Source organism: Shewanella sp. QJM3NY_23 (genome assembly GCF_056173105.1).
Genome location: NZ_CM149657.1, coordinates 302373 through 319664, shown reverse-complemented (window position 1 = coordinate 319664; position 17292 = coordinate 302373). Strand labels below are relative to the sequence as shown.

Genomic DNA, 17292 nt, shown 5'->3' with positions numbered 1-17292 from the left:
TGTTGCCCCACCTTAATCACTGTAGCAATTCACCCCTAAAATAAATCGTGTGAAAAGTTTCCTTTGTTCCCTCTTAATAATGTCGCTCACTAAAACGCCCTAAAATTTCAGGGTTTCGCTTCTCATGTTGAAAATGGGCTTTTAAAACCCACTCAATACGGAGCGTTCCTATGACACACCAAGATTTATCCATACTAGATACGTTGGCGATAAACAAAATCGCATTAGATAGACTCGTCAAAGAGAAAGAAAGACGACTTATCACAGGCGTAAGTAAATCCGAAGCCTTCCAATTAGAGCGCAAAGGCCTATTCCCTCGCCGTAGACAGATCTCTAACCGCTCGGTAGGTTGGCTGCTATCTGAGCTAGTGGCGTGGGTACATTCGAGGTCTGTCGCATCTTCTGTTCAGCCTAAATAGGGGGTGGAATAATGATTAAACAAGAGGTGCAACTCCCCCTTTTTGACGAGTTGGTAGATATTACCCATATGTGTAAGCTGCTAAAAAAAAGCCGAACGACTATTTGGCGTTGGCATAAATCAGGAAAATTACTCCAAGCCGTCGTTAAAAATAACCGAGTTGTCGGTTGGGATCCCGTCCAATTAGCACAATGGCAAAACCCACAAGGGACAAATAAGCACTGATTTTAGGGCGCTGGTGGAACACCACCAGCGCCCTTTTATCCTATTTAAGCCCCACCAAAACCATTAAAAACGCTAAAACCCCCGTAAATTTTGTTTTGACTTGCTAACTCGTGAAAATCCTAGCCTCTACTAAAACAACTGCTATAGAGGTAAAGATGAATAACAACTTGTTTACTCCCCCCTGTCACCTTGAGTCGGGCACTCCCCTTATCAACGAACAACAGAGACAATTTCTTACCGCTGTTAGTCGAGCCCATGCCTTCCAACTAGAGCGTCAAGGTCGCTTCCCTAAGCGCATTAAGCAAAGTGTCAACACCAATCACTGGAAATTAACCGAGGTACTAGCGTGGATTCATTCACGACCTGTGATTGAGCTGAAGGAGGAAAACCTATGAAGCACACCAACACTCACGTTGATAGCAATAAAAACAGAGCCAAACCCTGCCAACGTATCGCGGCTAACTTCACCCCTGAACCAAGCTTATCAACCGCTCAAATAGCGGTGAGATTAAACCGAAGCCCTAAGACAGTCCGAGAGTGGCTAAGAAGCTCAAAGGACGCCCCTAGAGCCTATAAGTCACAAAATAGGTGGCAAGTGCGACTGTCCGAATATAAGAAATGGGAAGCTCAATATAAATAGCCATAGCGACTTGATCGACTAGGGCAATTAGGTTGCCCTTTTTATCCAATCAAGATGAAACAAGTTGGGCTGTTAATGCACTTTATCGCAGCGCCAAAATTGAAAGCAACAATCCCCAAAGACCATTGCAAAAGCCTTTTAGCCTTGCTTGGTCGTTAATTACACTAGGTTTTAAATATTATTATGTCTTTAAGCTTAAGTACGCCTAATCATCAAATTGAGCGTTTGTATAACAAGCACTCTCGCAGCCATTATGGGACTCACTTTGACTATGCTGGCAGTGCTATTGATGCGACGCTTGATGGCAAGGCGTGGAGAGTGATGGCGTTCCCCGACGGATTGAACCATAGATTATTAAACAAGCTCTATCACTATTGTATGAGCTACCTCACTATGCATTCCAAGCTATTCATGATCCGCTTTGATGTGGCGCTATACGACTCGCCAGAGGATAATAAAGAGATAGGCAAACTAAGTCGCTACATAACAAAAAAATTAGAATCTCGTTACCAATCTGAAGTTGGTTTCGGTTGGGTTAGGGAGCAAAATAGCCATAGTGAAAAATGCCATTACCACTGTTTTGTCATGCTTAACGGCCAAAAAGTGAGAAACACCTACACGACGTTTAACGTCGTCAAAGCGGCAATGAAACTGCTAATAAATATCACTATCCATTTCCCTTATAATTGCAGCTACATGGTATTAAGAAACGATTTAAGTAGTCAGCAAGCCGCATTTTATAGGCTTAGCTACCTCGCTAAAAACAAGGGCAAGACTGACCTTCCTGTCAAAACGAAAAGCCACAATTTTAGCCGACTAAAATCCAAGGCTAGATGAGATCAACTTTCAGCCTCCCCGCGCGATTATGCGCAACCCGTTATTTTACTCCGAAAAATGTTAATGAAATGTCAACCGTATCGACGTTTTTATGATCACTCATCATTTTATCCCGCACTAAAACTACCAGCCATAGGTAACACCTTGACTTATTGGCATTAAGTTGCAGTCGCATCGATAGTAACTGATCAAACATCAGCGTGATCAAAAAAAGTGATCATGACAGTGATCACTCGCGAGTGTAATTAAAGTAACGTCCTCTTATTGACGAACAGAAATAAAGCAACGATGACTTTCAGCCGCCAGCAGTAGAACGATTGTTATAATCGCCGTCATTACGCCTTAATACAGTAAAAGCAAGTAGCATTAATCTGTAACGCCCACGCTTAAGCCCTCTGCCCATTCAACATATCAAACATAACCTCTAATACGCTTTGGCGAGTAGCGGGGTCGCTGAGATACTTCATCATCATCTCTTGCTCGGCGCTTGAACTAGCCATCACCGCCTCATCACTCGCAACAGGGAAGTCGCCTAGCATGGCTTGAGCCCTAGAGTTATGTTTGATTTGCGCCATCACGGTCTCGTTCTCGCGAACCTTCTCACTCCACTTACGGACGGTATTAATCAAATCGCCATCGGATAGGTTTTCATTAGCAAATGCTTCATTGAGCTTTTCGAGCACGTACGATAACAACTCCTCTTTTTTATCTTTCGCTTTAGCTGAGCCGATATCGGTACTGGGCTCTAACCCATAGTCAGGGGCATCCTCCTTTAGCCGAATGTCTTGTTGGCGAATTTTAGACAAACGGTAGTGGCTCATGACCACGTTGTCTAAATCCAGCTCATCTTCCTCTATCACTTTCTCACGCAACATCGGGCGAAGGTGCCTAGCGTATAGGCTCAGCTTTTCGAGCCCTTTGTCATCATAATCCACCAGCTGCGACATAAACTCATAAAAGCGGGTAAAGCTGCCTAAGTCCTTTTTGAAAATCTCAAGGCGGTCCTTCTCTTGCTTACAGTCCTTAAAGCTATTTTCAGCGTTAGCTATCAGCACTGCGTCATCGGTTTGTTTTGTTCGCTCAAACATCTCCTTGGCTTTGATATAGGCATCAACCGCAGACGCATAACGCTTTCGCCAGCGATCTCTTGCTGGGTAGCAAATATTGCTAATGGCAGCATTGGACTTTTTCTTAGTAAAGAACGCCTCACTGAATTGCTCGACCTCAGACCATAAGAAGATACCGCTTGTACGCAGCTTCTCAAACAGGTCAAACACCATGTTGGGATCGGTAACATCAGCAAGCTCAGCGGTCTGATAATAAGGCTGAAAAGCCGCTAAAATGTCATCGGGTGCATTATAAAAGTCGAGCACAAACGTGCCTGTTTCCGCCTTACCCGGATGAGTTCGATTAAGACGTGAAAGCGTCTGTACACATTCAACACCGCCAAGCTTCTTATCCACATACATGGCGCATAGCTTAGGTTGGTCAAAGCCTGTTTGAAACTTATTGGCCACCAGCATGACTTGATAATCATCGCTGTCGAAGGCTTTGCGCATATCCCGACCTTTAAGCTCTGGATTCATGTTTTTCTCGGTGAACTTCTTGTCCAAGAATGCGAAACAATCAGGATCATTTTCATTAAACTCAACTTCACCAGAAAAGGCTACCATGGCTCTTATTGTGCCATAGCCCGCCTTTTTATCGGCAAGCGCATCAGCAATATACTTATCAAAAGCAAGCTTGTAACGCACCGCCTCTTTACGTGAGCTAGTCACCACCATCGCCTTCGCCTGACCGCCCAATAAGCCCATCACGTTGCCTTTGAAGTGCTCGATGATCACTTTCACCTTTTGGGAAATATTATGATCATGCAAACGCACCCATTTATTCAGCTTCATGGTGGCTTTCTTACTGTCGACTTCCTTATCGGCTGCCTCTACCTTTTGCGCTAATTGATACATCACCTTGTAATTAGTGTAATTTTTTAGCACATCGAGGATAAAGCCCTCTTCAATGGCTTGGCGCATGGAATACACATGGTAGGCCTCAGGCTTATTCTGTTTCGATGGTGGCAAATCTGGATTCGGTAAGCGCCCGAATAACTCCATTGTTTTCGCCTTAGGCGTCGCGGTGAAGGCATAGTAATTGAGGTTAGCACTGCCTTGGCGAGCGGCAATGGTGGCGTCTAAAATATCCTCTGACGACAGCTCAACGTCATCATCAGCCTCTTCAGTCATCAAGACCTCTTTCAGCTTACGCGCTGTTGAGCCGCTTTGTGATGAATGCGCTTCATCGGCAATCACCGCATAGCAGCGCTCTTTTAGGCTGGTACTGTTTTCGATAGCGCGCAACACAAACGGGAAGGTCTGAATAGTAACAATGATAATGGGTTGGGAGGTTTCTAGCGCTAAGGCCAGCTTTTCAGACTTAGAGCCGTCGCCCTCTTTGTTGTTAATTTTACCCACCACACCATCGGCATGTTCAAACTGGTAAATGGTGTCTTGCAGCTGATCATCTAGCACTGTGCGGTCGGTGACCACAATGACCGAATGAAATTGCTTGTCGCCTTGCTCATTGTATAACGTTGATAGCTGGTGGGCTGTCCATGCAATCGAGTTCGACTTACCCGAGCCTGCACTGTGCTGTACTAGGTACTTATTACCCGTGCCCTCAGCTATTGCGGCATCGATCAGCTTAGAGACCACATCCCATTGATGATAACGCGGAAAGATTAGCGTTTCTTTTTTGTACTTGCGGCCTTCCCAATCCTCTTTCTCTTCAATTTGTAAATGCACAAAGCGGCCAATGATGTTTAACAGGTTGTGTGGCGCTAACACCTCATTCCACAAATAATCGGTCGCATAACGGTTGCCATCTTCGGGTACATCGTTACCCGCACCGCCGTCTTTAGTGCCTTTGTTAAACGGCAAAAAGAAGGTGTCATCGCCAGCCAGCTTAGTCGCCATATAGACTTCATACTGACTCACGGCAAAATGCACTAATGCACCGCGTTTAAAGCTTAGTAATGGCTCACGCTTCTTGGTCACAGGGTCTTTCGGCAAGCGTGTACGCTTATATTGTTTAATGGCGCTCTCGACGGCCTGCTTAAATTCAGATTTGAGCTCTAGGGTCGTTACAGGCAGCCCATTGACGAATAGCACTAGGTCAATACGCCATGCTTTGGCCTTTTTACCCGTAGCCGCAACGTGCTCTTGAGTGGCATAGGGGCTATACACCAACTCAGGCACTATACGGCAAATATTGTGCTGATAACGCGCTAGGGTTTCAGGGTTAAGGTTATGCTCAGGCTTAAACTGACACAGCGAGAAGCGGGCATTACGAATGTTTAACCCATGACGCAGTACGCCCAGCGTTCCCCATAGGCGAGACTCTTTGTCAGTCGCGTTTTCATCGGCCTTGCTTAGCTGGGTAACTAGTGCCTTTAAAAAATGGCTTTCAGGCTTATTGGGATACACCTTGCACAGCTTTTGCCACTCTTTAGGTTGGGTTGCCTGTACAAACGCCAATACATCTTGCTCATAGAGCGCAGACTCACGGTTGTAGCCTTCAGGCGAGCCGACTAGCCAGCCATTAACCACCATTTGCGTAATGATATCGTCTTGAAAAATACGCTCTTGGGTTGTATCTATCACTGTTATTATTCCCTATAGGTGACTTATTTAACCTGTGGCCCTATGGCCTAGCTACCACTGCGGCCTAATTAAACCTTTGAGCTGATAACGCCAAAGTGATTAAGGTTATTAATTATTGGGCTTATCCTGCGATGGTTTATTTTGCAGCTGCTTTAGCGCATTAGCCAAATCGACATCCACCTTTGAGGGCTGGGCATCAATGACTCTGCGGTATTTATCGTATTCTTGTTTAGCTTTTTCAGTGGCTTGTGCTTGCGAAATCTGGCCTGCATGACTAAGTACGTCATAATCACTTAGGCGTAAAAAGTCGTCTAGCTTACTGGCCCAGTCGGCCATTTTCATTAGCTTGCCGTTACGGGCTTGTAGCTCGGCAAATTCTAAGTAGGAGTTAACCAGTCGGTTTAAGGTATCGAGTTCTTTTTCGTCTAAATAGTTTTTGCCTGTAACTACGTCTTTACGAGTCGGCTCTGCGCCCGCAAAGCTGGTTAAGCCCAAGTGAGGTTTGTCGGCATCGATACGCTTAAACACCAGCTCTGCGGCGGTATTACCATGGGCCGCCCAGTGCATTTTGTTTTGCACTTTGGCAAAAAAATCGACACTGGTTTGTGCTTTGCCATCGTAATCTATGCTGGTGGCGTAGATGTCGCATACCTTGCGCCAAAATATCTTCTCTGACGAGCGTATATCGCGGATGCGGTTTAACAGCTCGTCAAAATACTGCATGTTATCGGGTTTTTTCAGGCGCTCATCATCCATAACAAAGCCTTTGGTTAAATAGGCTTGCAATGTTTGTGTGGCCCACTGGCGAAACTGGGTGCCTTGCTTAGAGCGCACGCGGTAACCGACGGCAATAATTAACGGCAAACTATAGTGTTTGGTATTGTAGTTTTTGCCGTCTTCGGCAGTTGTTCGGAATAACCGAACAGCTGCATTTTCAGCCAATTCCTGCTCATTAAAGATATTGCTAATATGCTCGCTAATCGTCGCTTTTGACTTGCCGTACAGCTGGCACAAATCAGCCTGAGTCAGCCATAACGTCTCGGCTTCAACAAGGCACTCGACCTTAGTTTGGCCTGCGTCCGTTTCAAATAAAATAAACTGCCCAAGCGGCGGCGTAATCTCGTTAGTCATTAGATTGCTCCCAATGGCGCACGTCGATTTTGCCTGTGACAGCGGCAGAGATGAGGGCAGTGCGACGTTCTTGCATCAAAATAATAGCTTTATCAGCCTTCTTTAATAAAACATCTAACCTTGGCATTTCATTGTTTAAATAGCGAACAATCGACTCTTGTTCTATTTTGGGTGGAATAGTCACTGTGAACTTTCGTACAATATCTGCATTAAGGTTCATTTGGCTAGTTTCATTGCCTCCATCACGTATCGCGTGATAACCAGCAATAAAAAACATTTTTAAATATTCATTCCACAGAAGGTTGTTCGTCGTAATTGCAGCACAAGCTTGATTGTAAGTAGCAGCAACACCGAGGAGAGCCACACGACCACGAGTCACACCTTGACCATACATCGCCATTAATAATGTTCCCGGAGGGGATAATTGAACAGATGTTTGTTTTACCGCTAGGCTACTAATTGTTTCTTCAGTGTTATAAATAGTTTCATAATTGACTTCCCCAGTTTTGATCCAAGGTATTTCACCTGACCAATAGCTCGAGTTAGATCTATCTGGAGTTGCTCCTGTATTTAATGAAGCGTAGTACCCAAGACTAGAAACTCTCCAATGCGCTGGCACTTCACCTAACCACTCGACACCTGAATCTTTCATTGGGGCTTGTGAATTGAGGCCTTTAGTCACTGCATGGCTAATCACCGCTTGGCGCTTTTCTTTTAACAGCTTTATCAGTTGTTGCTGTTTGTCGATGAGCGTGTCGATTTTGGCCGTTTCGTGATCGAGGAAGTTGGCGATTTGAGTTTGTTCAACTTTTACAGGCAAAACGATGATAAGATCTTTGGTTTTCTCCTGATTCATGATTCCTATGGTGGAGGAATTTGAGTTTTGAATCATTTGCTCGCTTTGTATTGAAAGCGAATACATTAGAAAGAAATCATCCACACGATTACTTGGGCTGATGACATTAATTTGTTGATTGCAGGAAAAAGGGGTCGAACAATGGGCTACTTTTCCCAAAGTTGCCCCAATCCCAATAACTAATATTGAATTAGCTTTATAAAGCTTTGAATCTTTAGCTTTTACTGACTCCCAAGTAACATATTTATTAGCTACCCCTAAATTGTAACCATTATGAAAATCACTCGGTGAAAACCAAGGAACTTCCTTTTCATCTGTAAATGAAGTGTGATCTTTGGGGGTTCCTCCAGTGCTAACCAAATCAGCAATATATTTAACAGGAACAGTTTTCCAACAAGAAGGAATATTACCCAACCACTCAACGCCAGAATCCTTATACTCAGGATACACCTGATACTTGCTAGCCTTTAACTCACTCATGGCTGCCCCCTAACTGCGCTAACGCCTCTACACTGGGCAGTTCATTTTTCAATGAATCAGGAAGCTGTTGGGTTAAGCGATACTCGGCAATGCCCATGGGTTTGTCCATGCCGCTGAGGGCGTATTCGGCGACTAACTTATCTTTGGTTTTGCACAGCAACAGGCCAATGGTGGGCGCGTCGCCTGCTTTGGCAAGTTGCTCATCAACCGCTTTAATATAAAAATTCAGCTTGCCTGCGTGTTCAGGTTCGAAGTCGCCCAGCTTTAATTCAATCACTATGTAGCAATGTAAATGCACATGATAAAACAATAGGTCGATATAAAAGTCACGCTCGCCCACTTGCAGCGGGTATTGCTTGCCGATATAGGCAAAGCCTGCGCCCAGTTCGAGTAAAAACTGGGTGATGTGCTTAACCAGCCCTTGCTCTAATTCTCGCTCTGAATGATTTTTGGCAAGGCTTAAAAAGTCAAAAATGTACGGGTCTTTTAAGGTTTGAATGGCTAACTCTGATTGCGCGGCAGGTAAACGCTGCTCAAAGTTATGCAAGGCTTGGCCGTCGCGCTGCCACAGGTCGCTTTCAATTTGATGCACTAACACATTACGGCTCCAGCCATGTGCGAGTGTGTTACTGACATAATAGGCGGCCTCGGCTGTGGTGCTGCACTTGCTGATAATTTGAATATTGTGCCCCCAAGGGATTTGCACTAATTGGGCAACAAGCTGTTGCCCAATTGCATCACTGGAGAAAAATTGATACCACTGGCGAATGTATTTTAGGTTGCGCTGTGAAAAGCCTTTCATTTGTGGAAATTCGGCCATTAAATCTTGGCTGAGTTGGGCTAATAACTTATCGCCCCACGCGGCTTGCTGCTGGCGGGCTACAATCTCTTCGCCTAATTGCCAATACAAGGTTAAAAGCTCGGTATTGACTTTAACAACGGCTTTTTGCTGGCTTGATGCAACCTTATGTTTAAGCTCTATTAGCCATTGCTTGTATTCTGCACTTTGCAGTAATGCTGGGTGTTTGTCGCTCATTACGAGTGTACCTCTTGCAGCAACTTCATAATGTCGCTACTCACGGCATCTAAGTCCGCATCGATGGCTTCTAGTTCACGCGGTGGCAGGTAGACGTAGAAATGGCGGTTAAAGGGAATTTCGTAACCGACAATGCCAATCTCACCGTCTTTTTCATCGCGCTTGTCGGCGTTGATCCACGCATCGGCCACATGGGGGGCGACTTCCTTAGTGAAGTAAGTTTCAATCAACTCAGCGGTGCTTATACTTGGGGTGCGGCAACCTTGTTGATATGCGCCGCTTAGGGGTACGTTTTCGTTATCACGCAAGTCGCCATCTTGCTGGTATTCAACCACTTGTCCGACTAAGCCCTTGACAGTGCCTTGATACTCAAACGCGCCATATAATGGCTGTGCATCGTCTTTAACCACCTTTTTAACTACAGGCGCGGCATGTTGATTTTTCCACGTAATGGCATCGATAAACTGCTTTTTCTGTTTAGTGTCGAGCTTAATGCCAGTGGCTTTAAACGCGCCTTTGAGCGTCAGTTCAAACTCGTTGAAGTCGTCTGACTGTTGATGCGTTCCGCCTAGCGCTTTGCCTGCATGAGCATCAATGGCTTGCTGAAGCCGCTTGGCATCGTTCATCAATGATTGTTGCCACAACCAAAGTTTTGGCTCCAACACATCTTTAATCTGTTTTTCTTTAAGCTCGGGGAAATCGGCCTTGATCATGGCGCGAGCTTCAACTTCAACCTCAGCCAATTGGCCGTAGCTGTTTAAATCAGCATCATCCTCAATCCACTGCGCACCGAATTGCTCATACAGTGCCACCATTGCGGCATTTAACGGCTTAGGTGCAAAACGCAGCGACTCAATAGCGGCATCGGTAATTTGCGCCGACAAGCGCAGCGGGCGCTCAATCGTTAAACGGCGGTAGCCAAATTCATAAGTATTGAAGATTTTACTGGCAAAGGTTTTTGTTGTTTCAGCTTTTGGATTAGCAGCCTGACGACCACGGCTACTTTTAACCTCGGCAGGCTTATCAAGCCCCATGTCAGCCAGTGAGGTGGCATCAATCACCTCAAAGTGGCCGAAGGCACGGGTAATGGTTTTAATGTCGTCTTCACTCATGACGTGACGCTTAGAGCCAAGCGACTTGCGCATTTTACCGCAGAGGTTTGAGCCATCAATCAACTGCACCTTGCCTTTACGTTCTGAGGCTTTCTTGTTTGAGAGTACCCAAACGTAAGTCGCGATACCTGTGTTGTAGAACATATCTGTGGGGAGTGCGATGATGGCTTCGAGTAAGTCAGCCTCAAGGATATAACGGCGAATTTCGCTTTCGCCACTGCCCGCACTGCCCGTAAATAAGGGAGAGCCGTTTAAGATGATACCAATACGGCCACCAGCATTAACGCTGCCATCGGTGTTATGTGTATCACGCATCTTGCTAATAAGGTGCATCAAGAACAGCAGCGAGCCGTCTGATACCCGAGGTAACCCAGCACCAAAACGGCCATCAAAGCCTTTAACTTGGTGCTCAATTTTAATCTCGGCTTCAATTTTCTTCCAATCGACCCCAAACGGCGGGTTAGACAGCATGTAGTCAAACTTGTCGGCGGGAAGCTGATCGTTAGACAGGGTGTTACCCAGCTTGATACGGCTAACGTCTTGCCCTTTAATCAGCATATCGGCTTTACAGATAGCGTATGACTCTGGGTTGAGCTCTTGACCAAAGGCGCGCATAACGGCATTAGGGTTTAGTTCATGCACATATTCCATACCTGAGGATAGGAAGCCACCAGTGCCCGCCGTCGGGTCGTAAATGGTGCGGATAATACCTTCCTTGGTCAGGGCATCATCATCTTCCATAAACACCAGCGAAGTCGTTAAGCGAACGATGTCACGAGGGGTAAAGTGCTCACCTGCCGTTTCGTTTGAGCTTTCGGCAAAGCGGCGGATCAACTCTTCGAACACTAAGCCCATTTCATGGTTTGAAACGGCTTTTGGGCTTAGGTCAGTCGTAGCAAACTTCTTCACCACTTTAAAAAGCAGGTTGGCATCGTTGAGCAACCCGACAAACTCATCAAACTTGAAGTGCTCGAAGATTTCGCGGGCATCGGCAGAGAAACATTGAATGTATGTCTCTAAGTTCGCCTTAATGTCCTTTTGCCCCATCTTGCCAAGATCCATTGGCGAGGTATTAAAAAATGACAAGCCCTTATCGTTACTAGGGGACTGAGTGGCGCGCATGATTAGCTTTTCTTGTGCCTCTTCAGGGAGGTTCATGGCTTTGACTTTTTCGGCCGTTACTACCACCGCACCTTTAGTCTCTTCCAGCACACACTCAAGGCGGCGAAGCAGGGTGAATGGCAAAATCACGCGCCCGTATTGAGATTGCTTGAAGTCACCGCGAAGCAGGTCAGCGACCGACCAAATGAAGGCTGCGGTAGAAGAGAAATTAGTATTAGTCATTTGATCACTCATAAAAAGCCGCTAACTCGTATCGACTTATATTGATTGGTATTGATTGATATGGGTGACGATTCTACGGTGTTGCCGCTGGTGGGGCAATGAAGGGATACAAGTTGTTTGATTTATCTTAATTTTATGTCAATTAGAACGATCCAATACGGAAAGTTAGATAAATAACCTGAACTCGGGATAAGAAATTGAACTAATAGCCCTCTTTGTGATCAGATCTCTCGACCAAGATTAATCAATCACGCAGAGGGCATATGAATAATTTAGTGGATGTATTTTGTGATGTCGATGATTTTTGTAATGCTTTTATTCCTCAATGGGAACAACAGTGCCTAACCGATGGAACTCGCAAGCGTAAGCGCGCAGGCAGAATGACGATGAGTGAAATTATGACAATTATCATCGCCTTCCATATGTCTAATCATCGTGACTTCAAGAATTTTTACACAGGATATCTGGCTCGTTTCTACAAATCTGATTTTCCAAACTTACTCAGCTACACTCGATTTCTTGAAGTCATGCCGAGTGCAGTCATTCCAATGTGCAGTTATTTTTCCTCTTTAAAAAGCGAACCGACAGGCATCGAGTTCGTTGACTCAACGAGCATTAAGGTTTGTCATAATTTACGAATTCCAAGGCATAAAACGCTAGCAGGTCTCGCCAGCCGAGGAAAAGGCACGATGGGCTGGTTCTATGGTTTTAAACTTCATCTTATTGTGAACCATCGAGGTGGCATCGTTGCAGCCAAAATAACACCTGCGAATGTTCATGACACGAAACCCGTAAAAGATATGGTCGTTGAATCAATGGATAAACTCTATGCTGATAAGGGGTATATCGGCAAAGCGTTAGCAGGCGACCTATTAGAACGTGGGGTAACTATCGTTAATAACGTGCGTAAAAATATGAAAGCAAAGGCTTTATCATTATGGGATAGAGCCATGCTTTCTAGACGATTTATTATCGAAACAATCAATGACCAGCTAAAAAACATCTCACAAATAGAGCATACACGGCACCGCAGCGTACATGGTTTCATGCTTAATGTGATAGGTGGTTTAGTGGCTTATCAACTCAAAGAGAATAAGCCACAACTCAATATTACATCAGCAGAATTCAACGTGATTTCAGTGTTACGTTAAACCGATCTGAGGTTAATTAAAAAAGCCTGCGCTTTAGGTCACTCAGCGCAGGCAAAAGGGTTAGGTTATCATTATTCGTTATCTGCCCTTGGCTACTTTTGGCGCCACGGACATAGACACATTAGTGGGCGTGCTGCTCTTGATGGCAATTATCGAACCGACTCATCGCCATCATGCCTAGCAGTAAGATCGACAACCCGCCGGTCACCACAATCACCGCATATGGCGCGCTTAAGTCTGTTTGCTGCACCAGTCCAGCGATGACCGAGGCGCCACTCATCTGAATAAAACCTAACATCGCAGCGGCTGTCCCTGCACGTTCACCAAACGCCGAGAGTGCCATGCTGGTAGCTGGGCCCAGTAATAGCGCAAAACCAATACACAACATCATCATGGGTAACATAAAACCAAACGCCGCAGGCAAGCCGGTTTGTGGGCCAACAAACTGCATCGCCAACTCCAATACCGCAGCAGCTAATAACGCCAATAGCGCCAGGATAACGGTGGGGCGATTACCCAAACGGCTGATCACCGCTGGGGCAGCAAAACAGGCAATGATGTTGACCACGGCATTGAGGGCAAACAGACCACTAAAGGTCAACTCTGATACGCCTAAACGCTCGATAAGCCACACCGGGGCATAGGAGACATAACATAAAATTGAGGCCATCCCCGCCATACAAGCCACCGCATAAAACAGAAAATGGGGTTCGCGTAAAATCGGCTTATAACGAGCCCAACGATACAGTGGTCCTGTGGTGACCGTGTTAGCAGGACGAGTTTCTGGCAGGCGATAGCTCACCAGCACCATCATCAATAAGCCATACAAGGTCATAAATAGAAATGTCGAACGCCAACCAAACTGTAAGGCCAGCAAGCCGCCTAAGGTCGGGGCCAACGCTGGGATCACGCAGATAACACCATTAATATAGCTGTAATAACGCGCTCCTTCTTTGGGAGTGAAGCAATCGCGGATCGCACTAAAGACCACAATAGAGGTTGAACAGGCGGCTAACCCTTGTAGCACTCGAGCCAGTTGCAACCAATGAAACTCCATCGCCACCACAGCCATTAAGCTGCTGGCGATATAAAGCAAAATACCGCCCAGCGCCACAGGGCGACGACCGTAGCGGTCGGCTAACGGGCCAATGAGGATCTGCCCCACGCCCATGGCAAATAAAAACAGCACTAAGGTCGATTGCACCTGACTAGCCGACACGGCGAATTCTGCCGCCATGGTTGGCATAGAAGGCAGGTAGATATCGATGGCCAGTGGGCTAAGCACCACCATCATCATTAAAATAGGTAACAAATTACGACGCATGAGGTTTCTTTAATCTCTGTAAGTTAATCGGAAATATGCAAGCCGAGCATTTTAAGCGAGTGATGTTATGAATAGAAATGGTATAATTTCAAAAGCTAATTTCCTTTAAGGAATATCTTATGAATCTCGACAATTTGGCCCGTATCGATCTTAACTTATTGGTGATGCTGCAAGTCTTGCTCGAAGAGCGCAGTGTTACCCGCGCCGCTAATCGGTTACATGTGAGTCAGTCGGCCTTGAGTAAGAGCTTAAATCGCTTACGAGATGCCTTAGGCGATCCACTGTTTATTCGTACCGCTCACGGTTTAAAACCCACCGCCCATGCGATGCACCTAGGTCAGCAACTGCCCACTATGTTGCAAGGCCTTTATCAACTGACTCAGCCACCCAATTTTGAGCCCGCTAGCAGTAATCGACAATTTTCCTTCGCCATGGTCGAAAGCGCCTACGAAACCCTGATCCCCTATTTTATCGGCCCGCTGCTCAATAATGCGCCCAACTTACGGCTCGACTCCTACCTCTGGCTGGAAAAATCGCTGCCGGCATTGCAACAAGGGCAGATAGATTTTGGCATTACTGGCCGCGACCTTAATCCGCAATCGGATCTGATTATCGACCGCCTCCCCGAGGGTATCGCCTATCAAACCCTGTTTAAAGATCATCAGGTTTGCCTTGTACGCCAAGGACATCCGATTCTCGCACTGGTCAACAGTAACGCCTGGAGCTTGGCCGTCTATCTAGAGATGTCGCATGTGCAGGTGCGCTGTGAGGGCAATGAGTGGTGGGCTCTCGACTACTTTTTAGCTAAAAAAGGCCATCGTCGCCACCTAAGTACCACAGTGCCGGACTTTTATGGTGCCGCCAGCGTTTGTGCCCATAGCGACCTTATTTTTACCCTACCATCGAGCTTTGCCAGTCACGCCCAGAAACTCTATCCCTTGGTGGAATTACCCCTACCTGTGGCATTTTCTCCTTTAGCCTATGTCTTACTTTGGCATGAGCGTAATAATGAGGAGCCGGGACACAAATGGATACGAGAAACCATCTGTAAGAGTGTGGCGCAGGCGTTTAATCAAGCCAATGAGGATAATTCAGCAACGGTTAAGCCTGATTAGTTTATCATCAGTTTTTTAGCGAGCAAGCCAACATACCGATGTGTGGCTGACACTAAGATTAAGCTAATTTAACGTGATCTCTGCCGCCTAAGTGGGCAGAATCAAGCCACAGCAAATTCAGGAGAAACTATGATTTATCATCAATTTCAGCAAACACCTTTGCAACATAGGTTCACTGGAATCAAAGGGTGGTTAGCATTTGCTATCGGTTTAGTGGTGATGACATTGGTCTTGCTAGCGCTGCCCTTTATCATCTTAATCGCGGCGGTGAGCTTGGTGTTGCTCAGCGTATTTGGTCGCTTGTTTTTAAAGCGCCAACTGCCTAAGTTTCGCCAGTATTCGCCAGCACAAGATGAGATGCCTCATCAGGCTCAGCGCCGCCATACCCAAGCGGAATACTTCGAGCAACAGGCGCCATTTACCACGCCGCGCCAAGGCCGCACCTTCGACCACAACCCCAACGAGTAAGCTTGTATTAGCTGAGGCCATTGGCCTCAGCTAGATTATATAGGGCAAGCAAACCCGCTTAAATCGGTTCAGCTAACAACTCTTTCGCCCGCTCTAGCGCCGAGACCTCGGCCTGATTATCCGTTACCGCCAACACATTGTCGATTTGCGCCACCAATGAGCGCCATAACGGCGCGATCACCGCTAGTTCCTGTTCATTAGCACGGGCGCGCGCCATATTAAGCAGTGCCGCCGATCCCACGACATCAATACGCCCTAAAACACCATCGGCTAAGGCGATACTCAGTTCAATCATGGCCGGGACACTGTGGCCATATTTAACCACTTGGCGCAGATAACGCTCGGCCACACTGTAATCGTCACCCAGAGCATTATCGTTGTTGAGCATCTGCTGTGCTCGATTCAACATGGCGTCGAGCTGACCTTGCTCGGCCGCTTCGGCCATCCAATGCTGACTGGCTAATGCGTCGGGCTCACACCCCTCGCCTCGGGCCAACATCAAGGCTAAATGATACTGCGCATGGGGGAAACCTGCGTTAGCAGCAGTCGAAATGTAATGATAGGCTTGGCTATAATCGCCTTGCTGATAATAGAGTACCCCAAGATTGGCCATCGCTTCCGACTGCTCCAGCGCCGCAGCCGCCTGCAGGTAGTGCAAGGCATCGCTATGGCTAACCTCAATATGCTCGCCCCCCACCAAGTAAAAATAACCTAACAAAGCCATGGCATTGGCGACACCCGCTTTGGCAGCGCCGATGATCGCGGTTTCGCCAGCGCTGGCATCTGGCTCGCCGTTATAACCGTGCAGCAAGCTAACCCCATGTTCATACAAGGCCTCGGGGTGGTGAGGCGCCGCTTGGGCAAACCAATAGGCGGCTTGCTTAAAGCTGTCGGTACTGCGTTGATGCTGAACCTTGGGCTCATCATCTTGCTCGGCTAGTGCTTGCTCTTGCTCACGCTGCATCAGCGCGCGAGTTTTTAACGACATGCCCACCAAATACTGGGCCTGATGGTCATTTTCCATGATCGCCCGATAACATAAGTCGCGACCAGCAATCGAATCAAATGGTTCAAATTGATACTCAGGGGCTGGCCGTTGGTGCACTATAGGAAACAGCTCAACCACCAGCTTGAGTAAACGCTCAATTGAGCGCTGCGCCAACTCTTGCAGCGCCTCGGCGGTTAGGTGATATTTTTCTGGATGAGCACCTCGATTACCATCACCACGCAGCCGATGCAGGCTTCGAGTGATGCGCACATTGATCACTCGATGGCGATTTAGGGTCTCAATATGATCATAGAGGTTAGGGCTATCAAAAATAATCTGCTGCGACTGCGCTAACTGGTCGGTCAATTTGTGAGTAAAGCTGCGGATATGCAGCAAGGCTTGGGTAGGTACATCACGTACGTAGCTCTTGGCGATACGATAATCTTCGCCAAGCACTTGAGAAAATTCGCTCACGAGTTCGATATCGGTCAGCACGGCATACACTCCGTAA

General features: G+C 46.6%; 14 protein-coding genes. 7 read left to right on the top strand and 7 right to left on the bottom strand.

What is annotated here, in order from left to right:
• Positions 1–170: 170 nt before the first annotated feature.
• From AC0VXX_RS01530 to AC0VXX_RS01515, 4 genes are all read left to right on the top strand, one after another.
• Positions 171–419: a helix-turn-helix transcriptional regulator gene (locus AC0VXX_RS01530; RefSeq protein ID WP_475515615.1), complete on the top strand. Its 249-nt coding sequence runs from the start codon at positions 171–173 to the stop codon at positions 417–419.
• Positions 420–430: 11 nt separating this feature from the next.
• Positions 431–643 (top strand): helix-turn-helix transcriptional regulator, encoded by a 213-nt coding sequence (locus tag AC0VXX_RS01525; RefSeq protein WP_475515614.1) that lies wholly within the window; start codon positions 431–433, stop codon positions 641–643.
• Positions 644–798: 155 nt separating this feature from the next.
• Positions 799–1038: an AlpA family phage regulatory protein gene (locus AC0VXX_RS01520; protein WP_475515613.1), complete on the top strand. Its 240-nt coding sequence runs from the start codon at positions 799–801 to the stop codon at positions 1036–1038.
• A gap of 428 nt (positions 1039–1466) precedes the next feature.
• Positions 1467–2120: a YagK/YfjJ domain-containing protein gene (locus AC0VXX_RS01515; RefSeq protein WP_475515612.1), complete on the top strand. Its 654-nt coding sequence runs from the start codon at positions 1467–1469 to the stop codon at positions 2118–2120.
• A gap of 386 nt (positions 2121–2506) precedes the next feature.
• On the opposite strand, the gene AC0VXX_RS01510 is transcribed toward AC0VXX_RS01515, so the two are convergent.
• The 5 genes from AC0VXX_RS01510 to AC0VXX_RS01490 form a co-directional block, all read right to left on the bottom strand.
• Positions 2507–5776 (bottom strand): type I restriction endonuclease subunit R, encoded by a 3270-nt coding sequence (locus tag AC0VXX_RS01510; protein WP_475515611.1) that lies wholly within the window; start codon positions 5774–5776, stop codon positions 2507–2509.
• Between the two features lie 108 nt (positions 5777–5884).
• On the bottom strand, positions 5885–6907 hold the full coding sequence (locus tag AC0VXX_RS01505) for a virulence RhuM family protein (protein WP_475515610.1): 1023 nt from the start codon (positions 6905–6907) through the stop codon (positions 5885–5887).
• Entirely contained in the window at positions 6900–8243 is a 1344-nt protein-coding gene (locus tag AC0VXX_RS01500) for a restriction endonuclease subunit S (RefSeq protein WP_475515609.1), read from the bottom strand. Before AC0VXX_RS01500 ends, AC0VXX_RS01505 begins: the two co-directional genes overlap by 8 nt.
• Complete coding sequence (locus AC0VXX_RS01495) at positions 8236–9279, bottom strand: PDDEXK nuclease domain-containing protein (RefSeq protein ID WP_475515608.1); 1044 nt, start codon at positions 9277–9279, stop codon at positions 8236–8238. Before AC0VXX_RS01495 ends, AC0VXX_RS01500 begins: the two co-directional genes overlap by 8 nt.
• Positions 9279–11735 carry a type I restriction-modification system subunit M gene (locus AC0VXX_RS01490; protein WP_475515607.1) on the bottom strand — a complete coding sequence of 819 codons (2457 nt, stop codon included), beginning with the start codon at positions 11733–11735 and terminating at the stop codon, positions 9279–9281. The genes AC0VXX_RS01495 and AC0VXX_RS01490 overlap by 1 nt, the downstream gene beginning before the upstream one ends.
• 263 nt (positions 11736–11998) lie before the next feature.
• On the opposite strand from AC0VXX_RS01490, the gene AC0VXX_RS01485 reads away from it, so the two are divergent.
• Entirely contained in the window at positions 11999–12886 is an 888-nt protein-coding gene (locus AC0VXX_RS01485) for an IS982 family transposase (protein ID WP_475514308.1), read from the top strand.
• 121 nt (positions 12887–13007) lie between these two features.
• Here AC0VXX_RS01485 and AC0VXX_RS01480 read toward each other — a convergent pair whose 3' ends face one another.
• Entirely contained in the window at positions 13008–14210 is a 1203-nt protein-coding gene (locus AC0VXX_RS01480) for a multidrug effflux MFS transporter (protein ID WP_475515606.1), read from the bottom strand.
• A gap of 119 nt (positions 14211–14329) precedes the next feature.
• On the opposite strand from AC0VXX_RS01480, the gene AC0VXX_RS01475 reads away from it, so the two are divergent.
• Positions 14330–15325, top strand: coding sequence for a LysR substrate-binding domain-containing protein (locus tag AC0VXX_RS01475; protein WP_475515605.1), 996 nt, complete (start codon positions 14330–14332; stop codon positions 15323–15325).
• A gap of 129 nt (positions 15326–15454) precedes the next feature.
• Positions 15455–15793 (top strand): hypothetical protein, encoded by a 339-nt coding sequence (locus AC0VXX_RS01470; protein WP_475515604.1) that lies wholly within the window; start codon positions 15455–15457, stop codon positions 15791–15793.
• 58 nt (positions 15794–15851) lie between these two features.
• Here the strand turns inward: AC0VXX_RS01470 and AC0VXX_RS01465 are convergent, their stop codons facing one another.
• Complete coding sequence (locus AC0VXX_RS01465; protein ID WP_475515603.1) at positions 15852–17276, bottom strand: DUF4145 domain-containing protein; 1425 nt, start codon at positions 17274–17276, stop codon at positions 15852–15854.
• Positions 17277–17292 lie beyond the last annotated feature (16 nt).